Origin of the sequence: Rhizobium sp. Nf11,1 (genome assembly GCF_050587665.1) — a bacterium.
Taxonomy (GTDB): Bacteria; Pseudomonadota; Alphaproteobacteria; order Rhizobiales; family Rhizobiaceae; genus Rhizobium.
Genome location: NZ_JBOBHU010000029.1, coordinates 1 through 18,494 on the forward strand (window position 1 = coordinate 1; position 18,494 = coordinate 18,494).

The following is an 18,494-nucleotide window of genomic DNA, read 5'->3' on the forward strand; positions in this document are numbered from 1 at the left end:
CGCGGGGCGAAGGGGATATGCCGCAACCTCTCGGCTCCCCGCGAGCCTCTCGCATGGCACGTCCCCTCTCCCCGTGATTACGGGGAGAGGGTTAGGGTGAGGGGCAGCGTCCGCGGTACGCATCGCTTATCGCTCGCGTCGCGTACCACGCTAGAACCGCACCGTAAAATCAGTGCCCTTGCCGACTTCGGACTTGACGATCAGCCGGGCGCGGTGGCGGGTGAGGATATGTTTGACGATGGCAAGGCCGAGGCCGGTGCCTTTCTTCGAGCGGCTGTCCTCGATGCTGACGCGGTAGAAGCGCTCCGTCAGACGCGGCACGTGCTCGGCCGGGATGCCCGGACCCTTGTCGATGATGCTGACCTCCACCGGGGCGCCGGCGCCGTTCTTCAGCCAGACGTCGACGATCTTGCCTTCCTGACCATATTTGCAGGCATTCTCGATCAGGTTCTCGAAGACCTGGACAAGCTCGTCGCGATCCCCCAGCACCTCCACCTTGCCATCCGGCAGATGCAGGTCGATATCGACGCCGACGTCCCTGGCGAGCGGCACCAGCGAGTCGCGGACATGGCCGAGCAGCGGCACCAGATCGACCTTCTCATCCGGCGCGAGGTGCGATTTCAGCTCCAGCCGGGAGAGCGACAGCAGGTCATCGACCAGCCGGCTCATGCGGGTGGTCTGATCGAGCATGATGCCCAAAAACTGCGCCTGCGCCTTCTGATCGTTCTTCGCCGGTCCCTGGATGGTTTCGATGAAGCCGCGCAATGAAGCAAGCGGCGTGCGCAGCTCGTGGCTGGCATTGGCGACGAAATCCGAACGCATGCGGTCGATGCGGCGGACCTCAGATATATCGCGGAAGGAGAGGATGAAAAACCGCTCCCGCTGGCCCTCGGCCTGGAATTCGACAGGCGCGCTGCGGACGATATAGACGCGTTCGGACGGCAGCCGCTCGGCATGCTCGATCTGGTTCGGCGCGTTGGTGGCGATAGTTTCGCGTACCATGTCGAGCACGCCGGGCGAGCGCAGCCGGGCCGACATATGGGCGCCGAGCGCCACCTCACCGAAGGCCTTTTCGGCGGCAGGGTTCTGGAACAGCACCGAGGCGTCGTCCGACAGCACCATGGCGGGAATATCGAGCCCGGCAAGCGTGGCGGAAACGTCAGGCAGGCGGCTTGGCGGTGCTTGCGGCTCCGCTGCCGCCGGCTCGACGGGTTCCGCCTTGACGACAGGCGCCTCCTTGAACAGCGCGGTCAAGATCATGACGAGAAGGAGAACGAGCACCACCCACTTGTTCATCCCGGCGGCAAGGGCGGCAAGCGCGCTGAGGATGGCCGCAAGCAGCACCGGACGTTCGCGCCGGATGCGCGCCAGCAGGCTTTTTCTCCAGGGGGTTTCGTCTTGCAAGTGGGCCTCGAGGCGTCGATTCGTTTTCTCTATATTGAACTCTGCCTGATAGCGGCAATTCATGACAGAAGTTTTCGGCTGGCGCCGGTCAAGCGAAAGACTTCAGCGCAGGCTCGGGAAAAATCACCGGCCAAAAGCGAAAGATTTGATTTTCAACGGCAAATATGTTCGCCTACGGCAAGAGGACCACCAGCGCAGGAGGAGCATATGGGCGAGACTGTCGAAAGCAGGGCGGTGGAGCTCGATATCCGCGGCAAGAAACGCATCTTCGACGTCGATGATCCGGTCCTGCCGGACTGGGTGGAGGAAAACGCCCTCGAGTCCGGCGGGTTTCCCTACAAGAAGAAGCTCAACGAGGAGGACTATCTGGAGCAGCTGGAAAAACTGCAGGTGGAACTCGTCAAGGTGCAGTTCTGGCTTCAGGCGACCGGCAAGCGGGTGATGGCGCTGTTCGAGGGGCGGGACGCGGCCGGCAAGGGCGGCGCCATTTCGGCCTCGTCGGCGCATATGAACCCGCGCCTTGCGCGTGTCGTCGCACTCGCCAAGCCGACCGAGCGCGAGCAGGGGCAATGGTATTTCCAGCGTTATGTCGCGCAATTCCCGACCGCGGGCGAATTCGTGCTGTTCGACCGCTCCTGGTACAACCGCGCCGGCGTCGAACCGGTCATGGGCTTCTGCACGCCGCAGCAATATGAAGGTTTCCTCAAGCAGGCGCCGCAGCTCGAAAAGATCATTGCCCATGAGGGTATCTTCTTCTTCAAGTTCTATCTCGATATCGGCCGCGAGATGCAGCTCAAGCGTTTCCATGATCGCAGGCACGATCCGCTGAAAGTCTGGAAGCTGTCATCGATGGATGTCGCGGCGCTGACGAAGTGGGGCGATTACAGCCAAAAGCGCGATCGCATGCTCAAGGAAACCCATAGCGATTTCGCGCCATGGACCGTCATCCGCGCCAATGACAAGCGGCGTGCGCGTCTGCAGCTCATCCGTCACATGCTCGACAGGATCGACTATGACGGCAAGGACAAAGCGGCACTCGGCGAGATCGACGAGGAGATCATCGGTTCGGGGCCTGGATTCCTGAAATAGGTCACCGGCCGCTGGATAAGAGGCGTCACCGCCCCGGCAGGATGCGGATCGCGAAAAGGTTGATGCCACGCGCCTTGCCATCGAGATCGCTGTTGACGACTAGCGTGCCGGGCGAATTCGGGGCGAGCGAGCGGTCGAAGCTCACTTGCAGCAGCGCATCCGACTTTTCGCGGGTGACGCTGAAGCGATGGCGGGCGCAATTGCCGAGCGACTGGAAATTGCATTCGACCGCCACCTGGGTCGGCTCATCGGTGGTCGATTGCAGCGTCAGCGCGATGGTTGAGGATTTGCCGGCGAGCTGCTGCAGTACAGAGGCGGGAACACTGACCGAAATATTGCCGTCAGCCGCACCGCTTTCGGAAATCAGGCGCACGGCCGGCCCGTCATTCTCGGTGATCTTTTCGGTGCGCGCCCGCGGGCCGCTTTTGATCTTGTCGGCCTCGTCCGGCTTGAACACCGGGATCCAATCAGCCGAAAAACTATTCTGCGGATCGATGGTCACCGGCTGATCGGTGTGGGTAGCCGCATTATCGGCGCTATCGTCATCGCCGGTGAAATCCTCCGGCTGGGTGCTGGCCGGCGGATTGGCGACGCTGGTGTCGCGCTCGGCCGCCGTCAGGAGCAGGCCCGACGTATAGGCCCACCAGGCGCCGATGCCGATGAAAGCCAGCAGGACGCACCAGACGAGAAGCCTCGAGAAGAACTTGCGAGGCTTGCGGCGGCCGGCCGCCCGCTCCGGACGGAAATCCATGTTGGCGGCGCGCTGACCGCGCGCGAGCCGCTCGTCGCCGACCGGGGCGGCTGCGAGATGATCGGCATTGCTCGCATGCACGTCGTCGAGGCGCGACTCGTCGCTGCTGCGGTGCATGATGACTTCGGGCGCGCGGGTCTCGCCTGCCGCCACCGGACTGTCGATCAAGCTGTCGATATCGGCCACATCCCCTCGGCGAACCGGCGGCGCCGGCATGTCGACGACCGGCGGCACCGGCACTTCAGGCGGTCTCTGGCGCGGGTGAAGCCGCTCGCGCTCCTCGCTTTCGATGGCGTGGATGGTGGTTTCCAGGCGATGGCGGTGATGGGCGACGGCATCGGCATCGGTGATATCCTGCTTGCGCAGGCCGGCTTCCAGCGCCTGCCGGGCTGACTGGTAGATCCTCGCTCGAACCTCCGGATTGTCGCGATCGGCATTTTCGAGCGCTGTTCTGATGGCCGTTTCTAATCCGCTCACGTCAAGTCCTTCACTTCGAACCCGGCATCGGACTGTCGTCCCCGCCGTTCTCCATCAAAATTCGGTAGCGGCAAGCGCGGTAAACCGCAAGCCTTGCAGCCCGCCCGCCGCTGATCGGCAGCGATAATCGCCAGCTTTTGCGGCTCGCGGGGCTTACCTTGCCCGCCATCTCCGCCTGATATATCGGCGTGAAATCGACGAAGACGTGGCGGCTGCTCTTTTATCGGCATTTCTTCTCTGTTATCAGTTTGACGTTTTCGTAAACGTCAATACGAGCGGTAAACCATGGCCCTGCCCCCGATCCTCAAGGACAAACTCAGACTGCCGGTGATCGGCTCACCGCTCTTCATCATCTCGCATCCGGCGCTGACCCTGGCGCAATGCAAGGCGGGCGTCGTCGGCGCCTTTCCGGCGCTGAACGCCCGGCCGGAAAGCCAGCTCGACGAATGGCTGGCCGAGATCACCGAGGAGCTCGCCCGCCACGATGCCGCCCATCCGCAACGGCCGGCCGCACCCTTTGCCGTCAACCAGATCGTCCACATGTCGAACAAGCGGCTGGAGCACGACCTCTCGCTCTGCGTCAAATACAAGGTGCCGATCGTCATCTCCTCGCTCGGCGCCGTGCCCGAGGTCAACGCCGCCGTGCATTCCTATGGCGGCATCGTGCTGCACGACATTATCAACAACCGCCACGCCCATTCGGCGATCCGCAAGGGCGCGGACGGGCTGATCGCGGTGGCTTCAGGCGCCGGCGGCCATGCCGGGACGCTGTCGCCCTTCGCGCTCGTCCAGGAAATCCGCGAATGGTTCGACGGGCCACTGCTGCTTGCCGGCGCAATCGCGACCGGCGGCGCCATTCTGGCCGCAGAAGCGATGGGCGCCGACATGGCCTATATCGGCTCGCCCTTCATCGCAACAGAAGAGGCGCGCGCCGCGCCCGCCTACAAGCAGGCGATCGTCGACGGGGCAGCCAACGACATCGTCTACTCCAACTATTTCACCGGCGTGCACGGCAACTATCTCAAGCCCTCGATCATCGCCGCCGGCATGGATCCCGACAACCTGCCCGTCGCCGGCCCCTCCAAGATGGATTTCGAGCAGGCGACCGGCGGCGCCAAGGCCTGGAAGGACATATGGGGCAGCGGCCAGGGCATCGGCGCCGTCAAGGCGGTGGAGCCGGTGGCAAATCTCGTCGACCGGCTGGAGGCCGAATACAGGGCCGCCCGCGCCCGCCTCTCGCTCTGAGGGTCTTCCACCCCCCTCCCCTCTTTTTTGCCAAAGGCATGACAGGGTGCTTGAAATCTTCAGACAATGCCTGTATCAGCGCCATGCAAATCGCAGGCCGCACATTTCGGCCGCCAAATGCCGCTTTAGCTCAGTCGGTAGAGCACATCATTCGTAATGATGGGGTCACGTGTTCGAGTCACGTAAGCGGCACCAGCCACCTTTGTTTTTACTTCGTTTTCTGCCATTCCATCGTTGGCCGACGAAACAAGGTGGCGCGTAACTGGCTCGCCAGCGATGACTTCACGCACCAGAGCGTCCAACGAGGCACATGCGTGCTTAAGGTAGTTTGGATCGTCACTGACGTAAATTGCGGTCACTGCCGTCGATTTATCCGTATGCCCAAGCTGCTGCGCAATCTCGTCCATGCTCACTCCATGACGGCGCATCCAGCGGGCGCAGGTGTGGCGTAGAGAGTACGGATGGAAGCGCCCTTTCAGGCCCGCCCGCTTCACAGCGCGTCTCCACGCCGTTTTGATGGAGGCAACGACCTCTCCGTGATATTGGACGAGGAAACCATCGAAATGCTCATCGGCGAGGCTTGGCGGAAGCTTTACGCGGGGCCTCCTCTTCTTGTTCTGCTCACGGCCATCTGGATTAAGTTTGATGATGTCCGCCTCGCGGTCAATCTGCGTGGCATGGAGCGTTCGGATAGCTTCGGGCCTTGCCGCCGTACCGAGTGACCAGCGGATGAAGTTCTTCAGGTGGGGAGCGGCTTCGCCGTAAAGCAGTCGTAGCTGCTCCACCGACATCGGGTCGCCACGAGGCCCGCTGTCCTGCTTCTTCATCATCAGGACATGCGGAACACTGGTCAGCTCACCACGCTTGAACGCACGGTTCATCGCTGCCTTCCCGACCGCCAAAACTCGGTTGGCGCTGCTATTGAGCATCCCCTTCCCGGTTAGGAATGCGTGGAATTTCTCCTGCCGCTTCACGTCCCGCACGTCCGAGACGGTGGCACCCTGCCAAAACTCCACCCAGTAACTGACGGACGTTTGGGCATGGTCGGACGACCGCAGGTGCGTGCCATGCTCCCGATACCACCGCTTGACGACATCGGAGAGAAGCGCCTTGTCGGGCGCTTCTTCCTTCACCTCGCGGTTCAAGAGATACCATTCGGCCAGCAGCTTGCATGCCTCGTCAAAGTCATCGGTGCCAAGCGTAAACCGTTTGGTACGCTTGGCAGCTGCGTCGTAGTGGGTGCCATACCAAGCCGGGCTACCCTCGCGTTGAGACAGGTAGTAGTCCCCGACTTGGAATTGGCGTTTCTGGTATTTAGACATCCCGGCGAATCCCCTTGAGGATCGCCTTGGCGATTTCCATTCCATGGTAGGCGACTTCACGTTCGCCCATCGGAACGTATTTGATCATCCCCTTTTTGCGCCAGCGCTTGAGGGTGCTGATGTCTTTCTTGAGGATATGAGCGACCTGCTTTTCCTCATACTGGCGGAAAAGCCTGAAGTCATACTCATTGGCTATTTCTTCGAGCATACGATCTTCATCCACAATAGCCTCCATGACCCAACACGACGGTCAGGAATGCAGGCAGTTCGACTATTCCGAAGATGATAGCCAGACCGCCAAAGGTGTGGATGATTTGCCCCCGGAACAGCTGGAGGACGGCGTATGCTGACACGGCATATATAACCACAATTGCCAGGCTTCCGTAAAGCGGCGCCAGTAATGGACTGAGGCCGCAGTACACGATTGGTTTCCCGGAAATCAGGTAGGCGAGTTCATTGAGCCCGACGAGCAGCGCGCCAGCGACGGCGACGCCGTGGGCCGGGTTTAGTCCCGACTTTTCCATTGTGTGTACTCCGATGAGGGTAACGGCGTGGGCTGGACGCCCGACGCCTTTTCTCGATCGCGCTGCCGGTGAGGCCGGCCAGTACCCTGCCCACCGCCCGAAGAAGGGCGGCGAGCAGGTCAATGTACGCGCGGATAAGTAGCTCGAAGATCCGCAGAGCAGATCCGAGGATCATCTCGAAGGATTTCATCGGCGGTTCTCAGCCCGCCACTCGAATTCTTCCTCCTTATGGGGAGCGCCATGTCTCAGGCCATACCGGAATGTCTTCACCCAGCGGATGCCGGTGGAGTGGTCCGTGTAGAAGAGGTCGTAGTACGCGACGGGGCGACCCGTCTTCGGCGACCGTTCGGCTTTCCTGAAGACTGCCGGAAGCAGCCCCCACTGGGTATGGAAGTTAGGCCGGTGCTTTCTGAAAGCGTCCAGCTCATAAGGCGGCAGATCACCTCCGGCCGTTCTAACCGGCGCGAGAACTTGTCGCCCTTGAGCAGCTGTGGCAATCGCCTTCACGAACAGGCGCTGGTTCTTCGTGAGCAAGTCTCTCATGATTTCGTCCTTGATACCCGGTAGGCCGGGCGGGCCGTCCAACCGCAACGTGCAGCGGATGTCTCGACCATCAATTCAAAGACTTGCTACTTCAAACAGTACGTTGCTACCGTAGCAACGTATCATGCTACGGAGATTCTTGATGCCTGAAGATCCTCAATTCAATCCTCGTGTAGACCCAACCATCGCCGCGAAATTTCGAGAAAAGGTTGCTTATCGGCAGATCGGAAAAACCGTCGAAAAACTACTCGAACTTTACATCAAAGATCCCACGATCATTGAACCCGAACCAGAAGTGCCCGGCGAAGTTACCGAAGCCACCCCTGCGTCTCAAAACGAGGTAGCGCTGTTAAAGAGCATAGCCGATATCGCGTCCCACACGACGCGCGAGGTCGGATACTGGATGACAGTTGCCGAGCAGCAAAAAGACCTTTTCGAACTGAGTACCAACCGCATCCACGCCCTCGAACAAGCCGTAGACCATCTTTTAGATATACCGAAACTAATGCCTCTCACACCAGAGTCGGCTGATCTGGTTCAAAAAATCAGCGGCAGCGGGAGCGCATGGCGGGAAAAGTTGGATGCACAGATCGCTGACAACAATGAAATCCTCCGCCAGATGCGCGAAGAGGCTGGTGACACGTAAAGCACTCCTGTGCGCCTTTGCAGCAACTGATGGAAACGGGGGTTAGCGGTAAACTGCGGCAGTCGTAGTAGTGCAAGATAAAGCGTTTTTCCAAAACGCCGGTTAGCCGCTACGCAAGTAAACTCACTAGCGTAGCGGGTCTGCCCAGATGCCCCCATATTTCGCCGATCTTTATCTTCTTCACGAGCGCACGCGACACGCCGATGTACCGTGCGGTCTTCTTGATGTTCCAACCTTTGCCCAAAAGCCACAGGACCGCGTAGGCTCTCGCCTCGTCTCGGCCTCGTCCTTTCCGGTACCAAACCGTCTTGACCGGATTGCTAAGTCGTCCCTTGGCGACGGCATCACGGATGTTCTCCGCCTGCGTCCCCAGCCACAGATGCTCCGGCCGGACGCAGTAGCGGTTGTCGCAGGTATGGCAGACGTTCTTACCTGCCGCGTCGCCTTTGAACATTTCATACGAAACGCGGTGCGCTTGTTTGTTGATGAATTTGCCGCCCCTGTGGATGGCGAACTGGCCATAGCCTGCGGTGTTGACCCCGCCTTGCCACTCCCAGCATCCTTTATCCGTTAGTTTAATTTTTGACAGAAAGCGGGTGATGTCTGATGATGAATAAGTCACTTCAATATGCGTTTATTGATTTGATGTTGAGCGTACTGCCTCCCAGTACGTTCTTTTTCTATTGTGCCACTATGCCTATACAAGGGCAATGATCTATGGGCACCGCTACAGCCTTCTTAAAGCACAGCTATATTCGGAAAGATCTTCAAGCCGATCCTTATACTGCACGCGCCCATTCGCGCTATGTGCAGCGTGAGAGTGCTGCCCAATACGTCTACTGGGAGCATATGCCCGACCAGTACAACGAGCGTCAGCGGTGGTTCTACGACTACGAGAATGGCGTCCGCAAAAACGGGAGGGTCATCGACAAATTTGTAATTTTGGTGCCACACGGCATCCCCCAGGAACACGCCATCTCGGTCATCACCGCCTTTGGTCGTCATCTCGGCCAGAATAGCTGCCCGTTTCTTTTTTCGCTGCACGGTTTCGACAGCGATAACCACCATGCGCACATGATCTTCATCGACCGGGATGTAGAGACGGGGAAAAGGGTCTTTGGCACCACTCAACGCAATGCGACCCGTCAGATCAAGCTGGAATGGGAGCGCGTGGCAAACCACATGTTCGAACAGCTCGGCTACGACGTGCGCATCAAGGTGCACGACGGGCTCTCGATAGAAGCCGATAACGACAACGTGCAGGAACCTGCTCAGGAGCCTTTAGATGAGGGCCACGATGTGGATGACCTGCCGGACATGCCAGAACCTCCCCCTGCACCAGAGGACGCCGGAGACGGCGAGGATGATGTGCCGTATGTCACCAGCGATCTCGTCGGAGTCGATCCGGTCGAGACCATCAAATTCATCCATGACGTTAAGGCTGATCTGGAATTCCTCCGCCGCTCTCAAGCCAAGCTTCAGGAGGCGACCGAGCGGCATGCGTGGCTGCTGGAGCAGAAGGAACGGCTCACTGCCGAGGCGGGTGAATATTATCAGCAAAGCTTGCCGAAGCTCATGAACGCGCAGAATGCGCAGGAGCATTTCGCCAATCACCAGCGCGAAGACGGGAGCCTAAAAGGTCGCTCCTTCTCGGTCTTCGGCTACACCCTGTTCAAAACCAGTGCCCGGAAAGAAGCCGAGCAGGCACAGATCACGGCGCATAACCTGAAGCTCGAAGCGGATCAGGTCGAACACACCCGCCGCTCCTATGACCGCAAGATCGAGCAGCTGGCGCAGCAGGCGATCAAAGCTGAGGAAGCCGCCTATGCTCACAAGGCCGAGCTTCTGCGGATCTACGGTACCGAGGAGGATATCGAGCTTGCAGAAGGGACCATGCGGAACGGGATAGAACTGGCGGCATCGGATGTCACGCTGGAGCAGGCTGTCGAGGCATACGAAAAAGGCGCGATCACCGCTGACGAGTATCGCACCTTCTTGCTTGAGGCCGGCTATGATGCCGAGGTTCAGTTGCTGGATGAAAGCCTGTCGGAAGACGGCGGCATGAGCCTATAGGAATTTAATGGTTTCGACCTTTCTGACTACCACTCGCTTCCAGGGCTGGCGTCCCATAACGATGATATTATTGAGGAGCGCGAGAGCACGTCCCTCCTCCATACTGCGCCACTCAAACGGTTTGAGCCTAGCCCGTGGCTGCTCAGATCGGCCTCTGCTTTCTCCGTTCTGGCTCTCGCTTTCGCTCTTGCTCTGAACTGTGTATTCGCCCGTCAACTTGCTGATGAGATCGGCGAGCTTCAATTCGTTCGAACTTCCAAAGGTGATTAGGTCACTTCCCGAGATGATGTCGCCAGCGTCCGGATAGATCGTCTCGAACTCGTTCAAACTTAAAAAGCACATCCGGATACGCACTCCCGCCTTCCTAAGCCGGTTGAACGCGTGGGAGATTGCGTCGCAATATCCGGCTAGCCCAGCCTCATCGATCATCACCTCTAATTCGCGCGGCATTTTCCTTCCCGAGTCCAAGATCGTTGAAACGGCATTGATCGCGTTGCCGTAGATCAACCGCACCAAAGGACCAGCGGCGGTCTTATTCGTTCCGCTGTGAATGAATAGTGCTACGGGCGTTTCACTCATGAGCAACTGCTCAAACCGCCATCCACGGCTGTAGTTGCCGTGAACATCTGTCCCGTAATTCGTGATTCCGCGAACGGCTGAATTGGTCCACCCTTCGAACTTCCGCAACGATGTCGTGATCATTGACAGGCCTTCCGGCTTATCCTGCATTCTCTCCATCGTTTTAAGCGCGACAGAGACAATCGGATCGTCGTACCTAGCGGCCCGCTTGATCATAGCGCTCCGCTTTTCCTCATCGATCAACTCGATGAGGATTTCCGCTATAGGCTTGTTGTTACCCTCATACTTGACGTTTATCGCTATCGCGCATTTGACGAGCAGGCGCGCGAACTCGTAGAAGTGCGGCTGCTTGGTCCCTTTCTCGTCTGGGACAAGAAGGCGGCAGATATTATCAATCTGCTGTTCAAGAATGTGCTCCTGACCCATTCTGGTATCCAGATCAGACAGTATATCGTACTTGCTCCAATCGTCAGGTTGCGGAACCGAGATCTTGAATGTCTGGTAGCCACGCTCCTTCAAGATATTTGCGCAGTTCCTGAACAGCTCGTCAGATGCATCGCCAATGACAAGATGGGGCAGTTTTGCGTCGGGTCGCTTCATCTTCGCCCTGATATCCGCCATGAAGTGTAGCGATTTTCCGATTCCAGGGGGCGCCAGCATTACGACCGTACGCTCCGGACGTGTGAACACGTGCCGTCCCTTGTCGGTCACGCACGCCAAGAAGCCGTAATTTTTGAAATATCCCTTCTTCTTAAGGCTTTTGTCGGTCTCGTATTGAGCGTTTCCGTGCGTCGGCTGAGGCGGATTTTTATATCTTCGCCAAGCAGCCAACGGAAATCGAAGTGCCTCCCAGCAGTTCCACAGCACGGAAATGAAGAAGTACCAAAAGAAACGGCAAGCAACCGTAAACGGCCATATAGTAATGGCTATGCAGAACTTCATGTCGTAACCTTCTCACGTCTAGCCAGAACAATCTTCACACTTTTCGCAGGCCCGAGGGATACCTTTGGCTAGATGATCTTTCGCGGCCTCTTGCGAGGCAAATCATGAAAACAGCAGATCTTTATGCGTCGGTCACAGCCGAGGTAATCCGCCAGATCGAGGAAGGCACACCGCCATGGGTACGCCCGTGGAAGGATGCCAAACTCAAGGGCGTCGGTATGATACCCACCAACCTCGTTTCCGGCCGGATGTATAGCGGCGGAAACATCCTCTTGTTGTGGCTTGCCGCGTCACAGCGGGGCTTCCGCAATCTCCAGTACGCCACGTACCACCAGATCAACGCCATCGGTGCCAAGGTCAGAAAGGGCGAGAAGGCCACCCACGTTATCTTCACCAAGCACGGAACGAAGAAGGACGAGGAGAGCGGCGAGGACAAGCCCACGACGATAGTGAAAACCTACCCTGTCTTCGGCCTCGATCAGCTGGATGATGTTCCCGCAAAATACCTGCAACAGCAGGAGCGGCCGGAGAGCCAGGTCGAGATCTACACCAAGGCGTCGGACTTCGTGAAAGGCACCGGCATCAAGATCAAGAACGGCGGCAACCGCGCGGCCTATTATCCGGGCGGCGATGAGATCGTCATGCCCTTCGCCAACCAGTTCGAGAGCGAGGAGGCCTACTGGCAAACGCTCTTTCACGAATCAACGCACTGGACCGGCCATAAAAACCGTCTGGATCGCCAGTTCGGGAAGCGTTTTGGTGACAAAGCTTACAGCTTTGAGGAATTGGTGGCGGAACTCGGAAGCGCGTTCCTGTCAGCTCGAATGGATATTCCGGCAGGATTTAGATCAGCAGCCTACATTGAAAGCTGGTTGAAAGTTCTCAAGGAAGATAACCGGGCGATCTTCACAGCTGCAAGCTATGCAGGTCAGTCAACTGACTATCTCTGGAGGCGAGCCTTTCCAGATCCGGAAGAACAGCAGCGCGAAGCCGCTGCATAACGATAGAGGGGGTCGGATACCCCCTCTTTATATATGGTTCCAGCTTCTCCTAAGCCGTATGTCCCTTACAGTGGGATGCGGCATGTTCAGCAGCCTACCAATCTCACAATCTGAGATCTTTAAGATTGCGAGGCAGCGGATCGCCTTCACTTTACCTTCATCGTGCCTTGCTGCACTGGATTCCGATCCCCTCGCCTTTGTCCCATGTCGCACAGAGTCCTGCGCATTATCTTTCGGACTTCCCCAGTAGATATTGCGCTTCCAATTGTGGTCCCGATTCCCATCCTTGTGACATGCCAATTCTTTGCCTGGTGGAGGAGAGCCCAAGAACGCTAAAGCGACTAACCGATGGATCGGTTTTTTCAGAATCCGGCGACCGTCGAATATGCTCACCGACCAGTATTTGTTACGCAATCTAGGGCGTAGTATTTTCCACCTGCTTAGGCTTCTCACCTGCCCAATACTACTCACTTCATAATTGGGATATTGTGGTATTACACGCCATTCTGCGGCAATATCAAGCTGCATTCTCCAATACTTCTCATTGGTTTATGTATTAGCGCCTCTGCCAAGGCGCTTTTATTATGCGCCGACCGTCGTGCGACGTCTAATAAAAGCGTCGTGGACAGCTATTTTCCCCTGCCACGCCGAGGCCGTTGCGAAACCTCCCGGTGCCGCAGGACGGTTCGTGTAATGAGGTAAATGGCGAGCAAGACCAAAAGGCCAGCCACGGGCAATGTGCCCAAGGCGGTTGCCTTGATGCCGAAGCCTTCAAATGCGAGGGAGTTTTGTTCCATGAGCGCACTTTTCCTTAAAAAAGAATGTGTGCACTGCTACTGCTACGCATTACTGCAATTCATGTGATTCTGGCAAGCCTGCACAAATGACCGAGATGTGATCGTTCGGTTTTCGTTCATATTTTTCGACGGCCAGTTCTGCGTTAACTTACTGACTTGTCAGCACTATTTTCACGCTGTACCCGCAATCCCCAAATTCCGCACTTCCCGCTGCAATCGGCGCCGCCCAACAGGTTTCGACTTATTCGACTTCTCCACAGCTAGCGATGAAGAAAACCTAGTTCGGTTTTGCAGCCTTGTAGACCTGAACCGCCACGCGAAGTCCGGCCATGAAAGCGGCGGCAATCAATCCGCTTTCCCCGTAGTTCTGCAGGAAGGTGATGAGTTGGTCATACCCAGCGGTCTGCATGCCAAGAACGACGAGGGTCAGCAATGAGCCACCAGCGGCACCGGTGACGGTGTTGAGCCCCTTGTTCTTGGTGAAATATTGGAGGAGTTGCGGCAGCAAAGCTGTCAGCAGGGAAATCAGTGCATTCATTTGAAGAACTTTCGTTGTACTTCAGTGAATCACGACCCGAATTCGGCGACAACGAAAAAACAGGGGCACACCCATGAATGCCCCTGACCAACACCTTCCCCATCAGAAGGCACCTAAACGATAACCCGCATCAGGAATCCTGCCAACATTTATTCAATGGTGAGCAGGAAGGGGTTCGCGCCGATCTCTTTCCGCATTAGGTCGATGGCGATCCGGCTGTCCGAGATCGAGGAAAGCGTTTGCGTAACCATCATCCCCATACCGGCCAGAATGCAGCCCTCAGTATCTTTCGTGGTGTTGCCGACGTGGATTAGGATGGCGGAGCGTCCGGGGACGTTCTGAAGCTGCCAGACCTTCGGCTTTGATACCGTTGCGCCTGGTTCCCATCCATGGGGTACACATTGATAGGTTCCCGCCGGAATCGAGCTGATCTTCGGCTGGTTTTCGCGCCACGCCTCTTCAAGGGTGTAAAGCGTGTGGGAAAGACCGCTCAAAACGCCGATCGTAGCGCCGTTGGCGGTATGGATGCGGCGGAGGGTGAGCTGGCGCACTATGAAGGTCCGCCTAAGAATTTCACCATTGCAGCGCCTACGCCACCAGCACCGCCGACTTTGAGAAATTCGAGCATCCAGTTGATGCCCCTACGCTCCCCCTTGAGGGTAGTGAGCTGGTCTTCCGCATCGCGTAGCCGCTCCTCAATTTTATCCGTCCGCAGCTCGTGGCGTGTTGCACTGCCAACCATCGTCGTGACGGTCGTATCGAGGCGCGTTGCCATCGTTTCGAGGATCTGAACCCGGTTGGGGAGACCTTCTAGCTTCCCTTCGATGGTTCCGACTTTCGTTAGCACCAGATCCAGCTTTTCAGCCAGCTTCTCGCGCCAAACCTCGTTGCTGGACGAGGATGACTGGCTCCTACTCATTCGGCATACCGGAGTTATAGTGCCAGATTACGCAATCACTGGAATTGCGGGCCTGCACCCAAATCCGGTTCGGACGGTAGCTGCTGCCGTTGTTCACATCCACCAGGCGGCGGGAAATTGGATTAAACTCCCAAGCGTTGGTGCTAGACGTCGTGGTTGGCCGGCTGGTGCCACAGACAGGCTGTGCGGTGTTTTCTGCGCAGTAGTCATGGCCGGAAGGCGTCGGATCAAACCGGATGTAAATGGTGCTGCTGGTGCTGGGCACGGTGTAGCTGACTGCCGCCGTGCTGCCACACTGGACGCCGCCATTGTTGTTCACCGCTCGGATCACGTTGTTCTTGATATCGAAGCGATCCAGCTGTGCTTGGGCGTGCGCTGCCAGCGGCGCCAGCAGGGCCAGCGCGGTAAGGGCGAGATATTGTTTCATCCCGTGGTCTTTCTCTTGATTATAGGGCGCTGGCGCTGACGCTGGTGGTAGACGTCTGCACCACCCAACTCCCCGCGCCATCGCATCCGGCATACGACTTCTTCACCGTAGACCAGCAGGCCGCGCCTTGCTGCGAAGAGCCGCACGTGATGCTCGAATTGCAGATACCGAGGATACTGGTCCCGCTCACGTGCAGGGATGCACTGGGGTCAGCACTGACAGCCGAGTTAATCAACACACGACCGTTGGCGATAAGAGCCGTGCTTGTCTGGGTGCTGTTCAGAAGCGTACCGATTTTCCAAGTGCCACTGCTATCCCCGACGAATTGGCGGATGTTCTGCGTTGTGCTGATGGGGGTAATGGAAAGCTCGACCTGGTCGCCTTGAGCCGTGGTAGTCCACGCTTCGGTAGTGCGCTTTCCAAAGGCCCGCTGCTTACAGACGATTGTCCCGCTCGCCGTTGAGCCACATGCCTGCATTTCTGCGTAAAGCTGGTTTGAGGGAAGGCCTCCGGTGGTGTGGATTTGGCCGATACCGATGTTACCGCCCACCGTGTTAGAGAATGACAGTGCCAGCGGGCTGCGGAACCACGTAGCCAATGCCGCCGAACTACCCAAGGATGCCGCAGCACTCTTCACTACGCTCCATGCCGATGATGTCGAATAAGCCCCGAGGCCGAGCAAGGTTTGTCCGGCGTTTTCAAACGTTCCCTGTGGTGCTGTCGTGGAGATGCCAAGCACGTTGGTGGTCGAGTTGTAGTAGATGTTCGACGCAGCCCCAAATGCGCCTCCGCTATTGGTCTGGATCTGTCCATCAGTCCCACCCGGAAGACCAGCACTCCCTGAAATCGTCATCACCGGGTAGTTCAAGAGGTTCTGCGCCATTGCAGACGACGCCGCCATTACGGCCATCGTTCCCGCCAAGGCTAGTTTGAATTTCATGAGGCTACCCCTTCGTTATCGGTGATTCTAAGCTGTAAATTGGTTGTACGGCAACAACTCGTACATCTGCTGAGTGTCTGGGGCGCTGCCGTCGTATGCCGAGGGATCGAGCTTGAACGGGTATCCAGCCGCCCAGAACTGGCCCGCTCCCCAGAAGGTGTAGCCAATCCATACATCCGCATCGGAAACCGTCAGACGGTTCATGATCTGCTGATATTCCACCGCACACTGTTCGTTACCGGCAATACTGTCGTCACCCCATGCGATTTCCCCGAGGAAGAGCTTCTTGCTGTTGGTGCGAGCCCAGTTCGTAACGGAGGAGATGCGGGAGGAGCTGTTCACCGCACAGCTTCCCAAGGTGCCGCTGCCGTTGGAATCGAGGTACTGGTGAGGCTGGAACACGTAGCTGTTGGCCGGGTCATAGAACTTCACCAGCTCGGTATCGTTCTTGTTCGCGCTCCAGTTCATGGCGCTGGATCCGCTGACACCCTCGATCATAATCATGCCGGTGAAGGTCGTTCGGGCACGAATTGCGTTGGCCGTCGCTTGAGCATACCGCCGCCAATCAGCCGCAAGGTTCGTCGGCTCGTTCATGAGATCAAGGATTACCTTGCTCATATCCACGCTCGCGGCTTCAAGGGCGCCGATAAGCTTTATCCAGAAGTCACACAGCGCTTGCGGGCGCACGAGACTGCCCGTGATGCCGATTTGGACGTTGTTCAGCTTGGAATAGCTGTGAAGGTCCACAATCGCATACCGGCCCTTGGTGTTGGTCCAGTATTTCACCATGGCGATGAAGGCGTTCGTATTGGTGCTGTTGAGGGAGCCGAATGCCGTGCTTTGCAGGTATTCCCATTTCACCGGGAACCGGGAGATGTGGAAGTCCTTCGTAGCGTAGTAGTCGAGGACGGTGTTCGAGTTGATAAGGAACGCCCCGAAATCCGCGCCAGAGATGTTGATGCCAGAGGCATACGTGAAAGGCGCCACTGCGCCGGAGCCGCCGATGTAACAGACATCATCAGCGACCACTAAGACAGCACCCCCACCTGCCGAGGCGAGGCTTATAGTGTGCTTGGTCGCGGTCGTGGCCGGGTTCAGGATGCGAGTCGTGCTGGACGTGCCATTCCAACTCGCGGAAACGGTTAGGGTGTTGGTGGAGGCATCATAGGACAGATTGGCCGGCTGTGTGGCTGCTAGGTTGGTCAGCAGATCGTCCAGGCTGATGTTGAAATCTGCGTCGCTGGCGTCCCCGCCTTGCGCAAACACGACAGTTCCGCCGCCTGTCGCTCCGGTCTCCGATTTTAAGGTATAGGTGATCGTGTCTCCGGGATTCGGATTGTTTGGAGACATCTTGATCTGAAATGCCGGAGGCGTCGGGTTCTGGCTCGTGTCGATCAGCCAGTAGGAAACCGCGCTCGAATAAATCCGCATCGTCGGGTCGCTGAAATTCCCAAAAATATAGTCCACCTGCTCCGTCGAGGCTTCCGTCAGGTTGTCCGCTTTCGAGGTCCGCGTGTAGACGATGGGATTGGCGTCATCATAATCGGGGCCGAACGTGATGCCTCCGGACGAAGACGTGCGGATTGAGTAGGTGCAGTTCGCGGCCGCACATGCCGCCGCCCATTGGTCATGATTGGCTTCCACCCAGTCTGCCGAAGCAGCGGCTGTATTGACGATCTGCACGGTGCAGAATGTGCCAGGCGCGATGTTTTCCGTTTGCAGAGTGATGCTAATCGGATCGCCCTCATTGATGAACCCGCCCGGAGAATTGACCCGGAATGTCGGCGTGCCCGGAGGTGTCACGGACACATCGGCAATCTGGAGGCTGACAATCCCGTGCAGGATCGAGCCGCTGCTGGGGTTATCGATCCATACATCAAGCTGCACGGTGCCTTCTGTGGTCAGGTCGTATTGCGCCGTCCGGGCCAGAATGATGGGTTGACCATCGTAATCCGCTGCGAAGGTGAATATCCCCGTCCGGCTTGATGGGTGACTGCTATCGCCTTGAGGGGTGTAGGTGACACCGGTATGCCGCGCAGCCTCTTCGGTGCACATCGCTGTCCAGCTTTTCGACCAGTTGTTGTTATTCTCGGAAGCAGCTGCACCGGTTTCATAGCAACGAATGCTGCATCCGGGCGTCGGGTTGGCTACCGTGATTTTGAGGGCAATCTCGCTGCCCTCGCTCATATAAAAGCCGGTATTATTGGCGTACCACAAATCCCACCGGACGCCGGTTGAGGCGGATGGCTTCAAGGTGGCGAGGAGCTTTTGGTACAT

20 protein-coding genes, 1 tRNA gene and 1 pseudogene are annotated in these 18,494 nt (G+C 57.7%); 7 read left to right on the plus strand and 15 right to left on the minus strand.

The features are described 5' to 3' along the window. Positions 1-150: 150 nt before the first annotated feature. Positions 151-1,371: a phosphate regulon sensor histidine kinase PhoR gene (gene phoR / locus ACQ7C1_RS28450; RefSeq protein WP_430960752.1), complete on the minus strand. Its 1,221-nt coding sequence runs from the start codon at positions 1,369-1,371 to the stop codon at positions 151-153. Between the two features lie 240 nt (positions 1,372-1,611). Here phoR and ppk2 point away from each other — a divergent pair, with 240 nt between their 5' ends. Further along, positions 1,612-2,493: a polyphosphate kinase 2 gene (gene ppk2 / locus ACQ7C1_RS28455; protein ID WP_430960684.1), complete on the plus strand. Its 882-nt coding sequence runs from the start codon at positions 1,612-1,614 to the stop codon at positions 2,491-2,493. Between the two features lie 25 nt (positions 2,494-2,518). Here the strand turns inward: ppk2 and ACQ7C1_RS28460 are convergent, their stop codons facing one another. Then, the gene (locus tag ACQ7C1_RS28460) at positions 2,519-3,721 is read right to left on the minus strand and encodes a regulator (RefSeq protein ID WP_430960685.1); all 1,203 of its coding nucleotides are present in this window, start codon (positions 3,719-3,721) and stop codon (positions 2,519-2,521) included. A 285-nt stretch (positions 3,722-4,006) separates the two neighbouring features. Here ACQ7C1_RS28460 and ACQ7C1_RS28465 point away from each other — a divergent pair, with 285 nt between their 5' ends. Continuing rightward, positions 4,007-4,966 carry an NAD(P)H-dependent flavin oxidoreductase gene (locus tag ACQ7C1_RS28465; RefSeq protein ID WP_430960686.1) on the plus strand — a complete coding sequence of 320 codons (960 nt, stop codon included), beginning with the start codon at positions 4,007-4,009 and terminating at the stop codon, positions 4,964-4,966. A gap of 119 nt (positions 4,967-5,085) precedes the next feature. Then, a tRNA-Thr gene (locus ACQ7C1_RS28470) sits at positions 5,086-5,161 on the plus strand. 197 nt (positions 5,162-5,358) lie between these two features. On the opposite strand, the pseudogene ACQ7C1_RS28475 reads toward ACQ7C1_RS28470, so the two are convergent. Further along, positions 5,359-5,460, minus strand: a pseudogene (locus ACQ7C1_RS28475) (tyrosine-type recombinase/integrase); the annotation flags it as partial. Between ACQ7C1_RS28475 and ACQ7C1_RS28480 the strand changes: the two are divergent. Beyond that, on the plus strand, positions 5,428-5,688 hold the full coding sequence (locus ACQ7C1_RS28480; protein ID WP_430960687.1) for a hypothetical protein: 261 nt from the start codon (positions 5,428-5,430) through the stop codon (positions 5,686-5,688). The pseudogene ACQ7C1_RS28475 and the gene ACQ7C1_RS28480 sit on opposite strands and share 33 nt — an antisense overlap. Positions 5,689-6,280: 592 nt before the next feature. Here the strand turns inward: ACQ7C1_RS28480 and ACQ7C1_RS28485 are convergent. The 3 genes from ACQ7C1_RS28485 to ACQ7C1_RS28495 all read right to left on the minus strand — a co-directional run bounded on the left by ACQ7C1_RS28485 (position 6,281) and on the right by ACQ7C1_RS28495 (position 7,355). After that, positions 6,281-6,511, minus strand: a complete 231-nt coding sequence (locus ACQ7C1_RS28485; RefSeq protein WP_430960688.1) for a hypothetical protein — start codon at positions 6,509-6,511, stop codon at positions 6,281-6,283. After that, positions 6,504-6,812, minus strand: a complete 309-nt coding sequence (locus ACQ7C1_RS28490) for a hypothetical protein (protein ID WP_430960689.1) — start codon at positions 6,810-6,812, stop codon at positions 6,504-6,506. Before ACQ7C1_RS28490 ends, ACQ7C1_RS28485 begins: the two co-directional genes overlap by 8 nt. Before the next feature lie 186 nt (positions 6,813-6,998). Further along, the gene (locus tag ACQ7C1_RS28495) at positions 6,999-7,355 is read right to left on the minus strand and encodes a hypothetical protein (RefSeq protein WP_430960690.1); all 357 of its coding nucleotides are present in this window, start codon (positions 7,353-7,355) and stop codon (positions 6,999-7,001) included. A gap of 142 nt (positions 7,356-7,497) precedes the next feature. Between ACQ7C1_RS28495 and ACQ7C1_RS28500 the strand changes: the two genes are divergently transcribed. Next, complete coding sequence (locus tag ACQ7C1_RS28500) at positions 7,498-8,001, plus strand: hypothetical protein (RefSeq protein WP_430960691.1); 504 nt, start codon at positions 7,498-7,500, stop codon at positions 7,999-8,001. Positions 8,002-8,110: 109 nt separating this feature from the next. Here ACQ7C1_RS28500 and ACQ7C1_RS28505 read toward each other — a convergent pair whose 3' ends face one another. Next, positions 8,111-8,623: an HNH endonuclease signature motif containing protein gene (locus tag ACQ7C1_RS28505; protein ID WP_430960692.1), complete on the minus strand. Its 513-nt coding sequence runs from the start codon at positions 8,621-8,623 to the stop codon at positions 8,111-8,113. A gap of 95 nt (positions 8,624-8,718) precedes the next feature. Here ACQ7C1_RS28505 and ACQ7C1_RS28510 point away from each other — a divergent pair, with 95 nt between their 5' ends. After that, positions 8,719-10,074 carry a hypothetical protein gene (locus ACQ7C1_RS28510; protein ID WP_430960693.1) on the plus strand — a complete coding sequence of 452 codons (1,356 nt, stop codon included), beginning with the start codon at positions 8,719-8,721 and terminating at the stop codon, positions 10,072-10,074. On the opposite strand, the gene ACQ7C1_RS28515 is transcribed toward ACQ7C1_RS28510, so the two are convergent. After that, positions 10,069-11,595, minus strand: a complete 1,527-nt coding sequence (locus ACQ7C1_RS28515; protein WP_430960694.1) for a type IV secretory system conjugative DNA transfer family protein — start codon at positions 11,593-11,595, stop codon at positions 10,069-10,071. The two genes, ACQ7C1_RS28510 and ACQ7C1_RS28515, sit on opposite strands and share 6 nt — an antisense overlap. A 104-nt stretch (positions 11,596-11,699) precedes the next feature. Between ACQ7C1_RS28515 and ACQ7C1_RS28520 the strand changes: the two genes are divergently transcribed. Then, the gene (locus ACQ7C1_RS28520; protein WP_430960695.1) at positions 11,700-12,596 is read left to right on the plus strand and encodes an ArdC family protein; all 897 of its coding nucleotides are present in this window, start codon (positions 11,700-11,702) and stop codon (positions 12,594-12,596) included. A 27-nt stretch (positions 12,597-12,623) separates the two neighbouring features. Here the strand turns inward: ACQ7C1_RS28520 and ACQ7C1_RS28525 are convergent, their stop codons facing one another. The 7 genes from ACQ7C1_RS28525 to ACQ7C1_RS28555 all read right to left on the minus strand — a co-directional run bounded on the left by ACQ7C1_RS28525 (position 12,624) and on the right by ACQ7C1_RS28555 (position 18,494). Then, entirely contained in the window at positions 12,624-13,124 is a 501-nt protein-coding gene (locus ACQ7C1_RS28525; protein WP_430960696.1) for an NUMOD4 domain-containing protein, read from the minus strand. Between the two features lie 546 nt (positions 13,125-13,670). After that, entirely contained in the window at positions 13,671-13,931 is a 261-nt protein-coding gene (locus tag ACQ7C1_RS28530; RefSeq protein ID WP_430960697.1) for a hypothetical protein, read from the minus strand. A 149-nt stretch (positions 13,932-14,080) separates the two neighbouring features. Next, on the minus strand, positions 14,081-14,482 hold the full coding sequence (locus ACQ7C1_RS28535) for a DUF5675 family protein (RefSeq protein WP_430960698.1): 402 nt from the start codon (positions 14,480-14,482) through the stop codon (positions 14,081-14,083). Further along, positions 14,482-14,850 (minus strand): hypothetical protein, encoded by a 369-nt coding sequence (locus ACQ7C1_RS28540; protein WP_430960699.1) that lies wholly within the window; start codon positions 14,848-14,850, stop codon positions 14,482-14,484. Before ACQ7C1_RS28540 ends, ACQ7C1_RS28535 begins: the two co-directional genes overlap by 1 nt. Beyond that, positions 14,843-15,277, minus strand: a complete 435-nt coding sequence (locus ACQ7C1_RS28545) for a hypothetical protein (RefSeq protein ID WP_430960700.1) — start codon at positions 15,275-15,277, stop codon at positions 14,843-14,845. Before ACQ7C1_RS28545 ends, ACQ7C1_RS28540 begins: the two co-directional genes overlap by 8 nt. 19 nt (positions 15,278-15,296) lie before the next feature. Further along, the gene (locus ACQ7C1_RS28550; protein WP_430960701.1) at positions 15,297-16,217 is read right to left on the minus strand and encodes a hypothetical protein; all 921 of its coding nucleotides are present in this window, start codon (positions 16,215-16,217) and stop codon (positions 15,297-15,299) included. Positions 16,218-16,244: 27 nt separating this feature from the next. Continuing rightward, the gene (locus ACQ7C1_RS28555; RefSeq protein WP_430960702.1) at positions 16,245-18,494 is read right to left on the minus strand and encodes a cellulase family glycosylhydrolase; all 2,250 of its coding nucleotides are present in this window, start codon (positions 18,492-18,494) and stop codon (positions 16,245-16,247) included.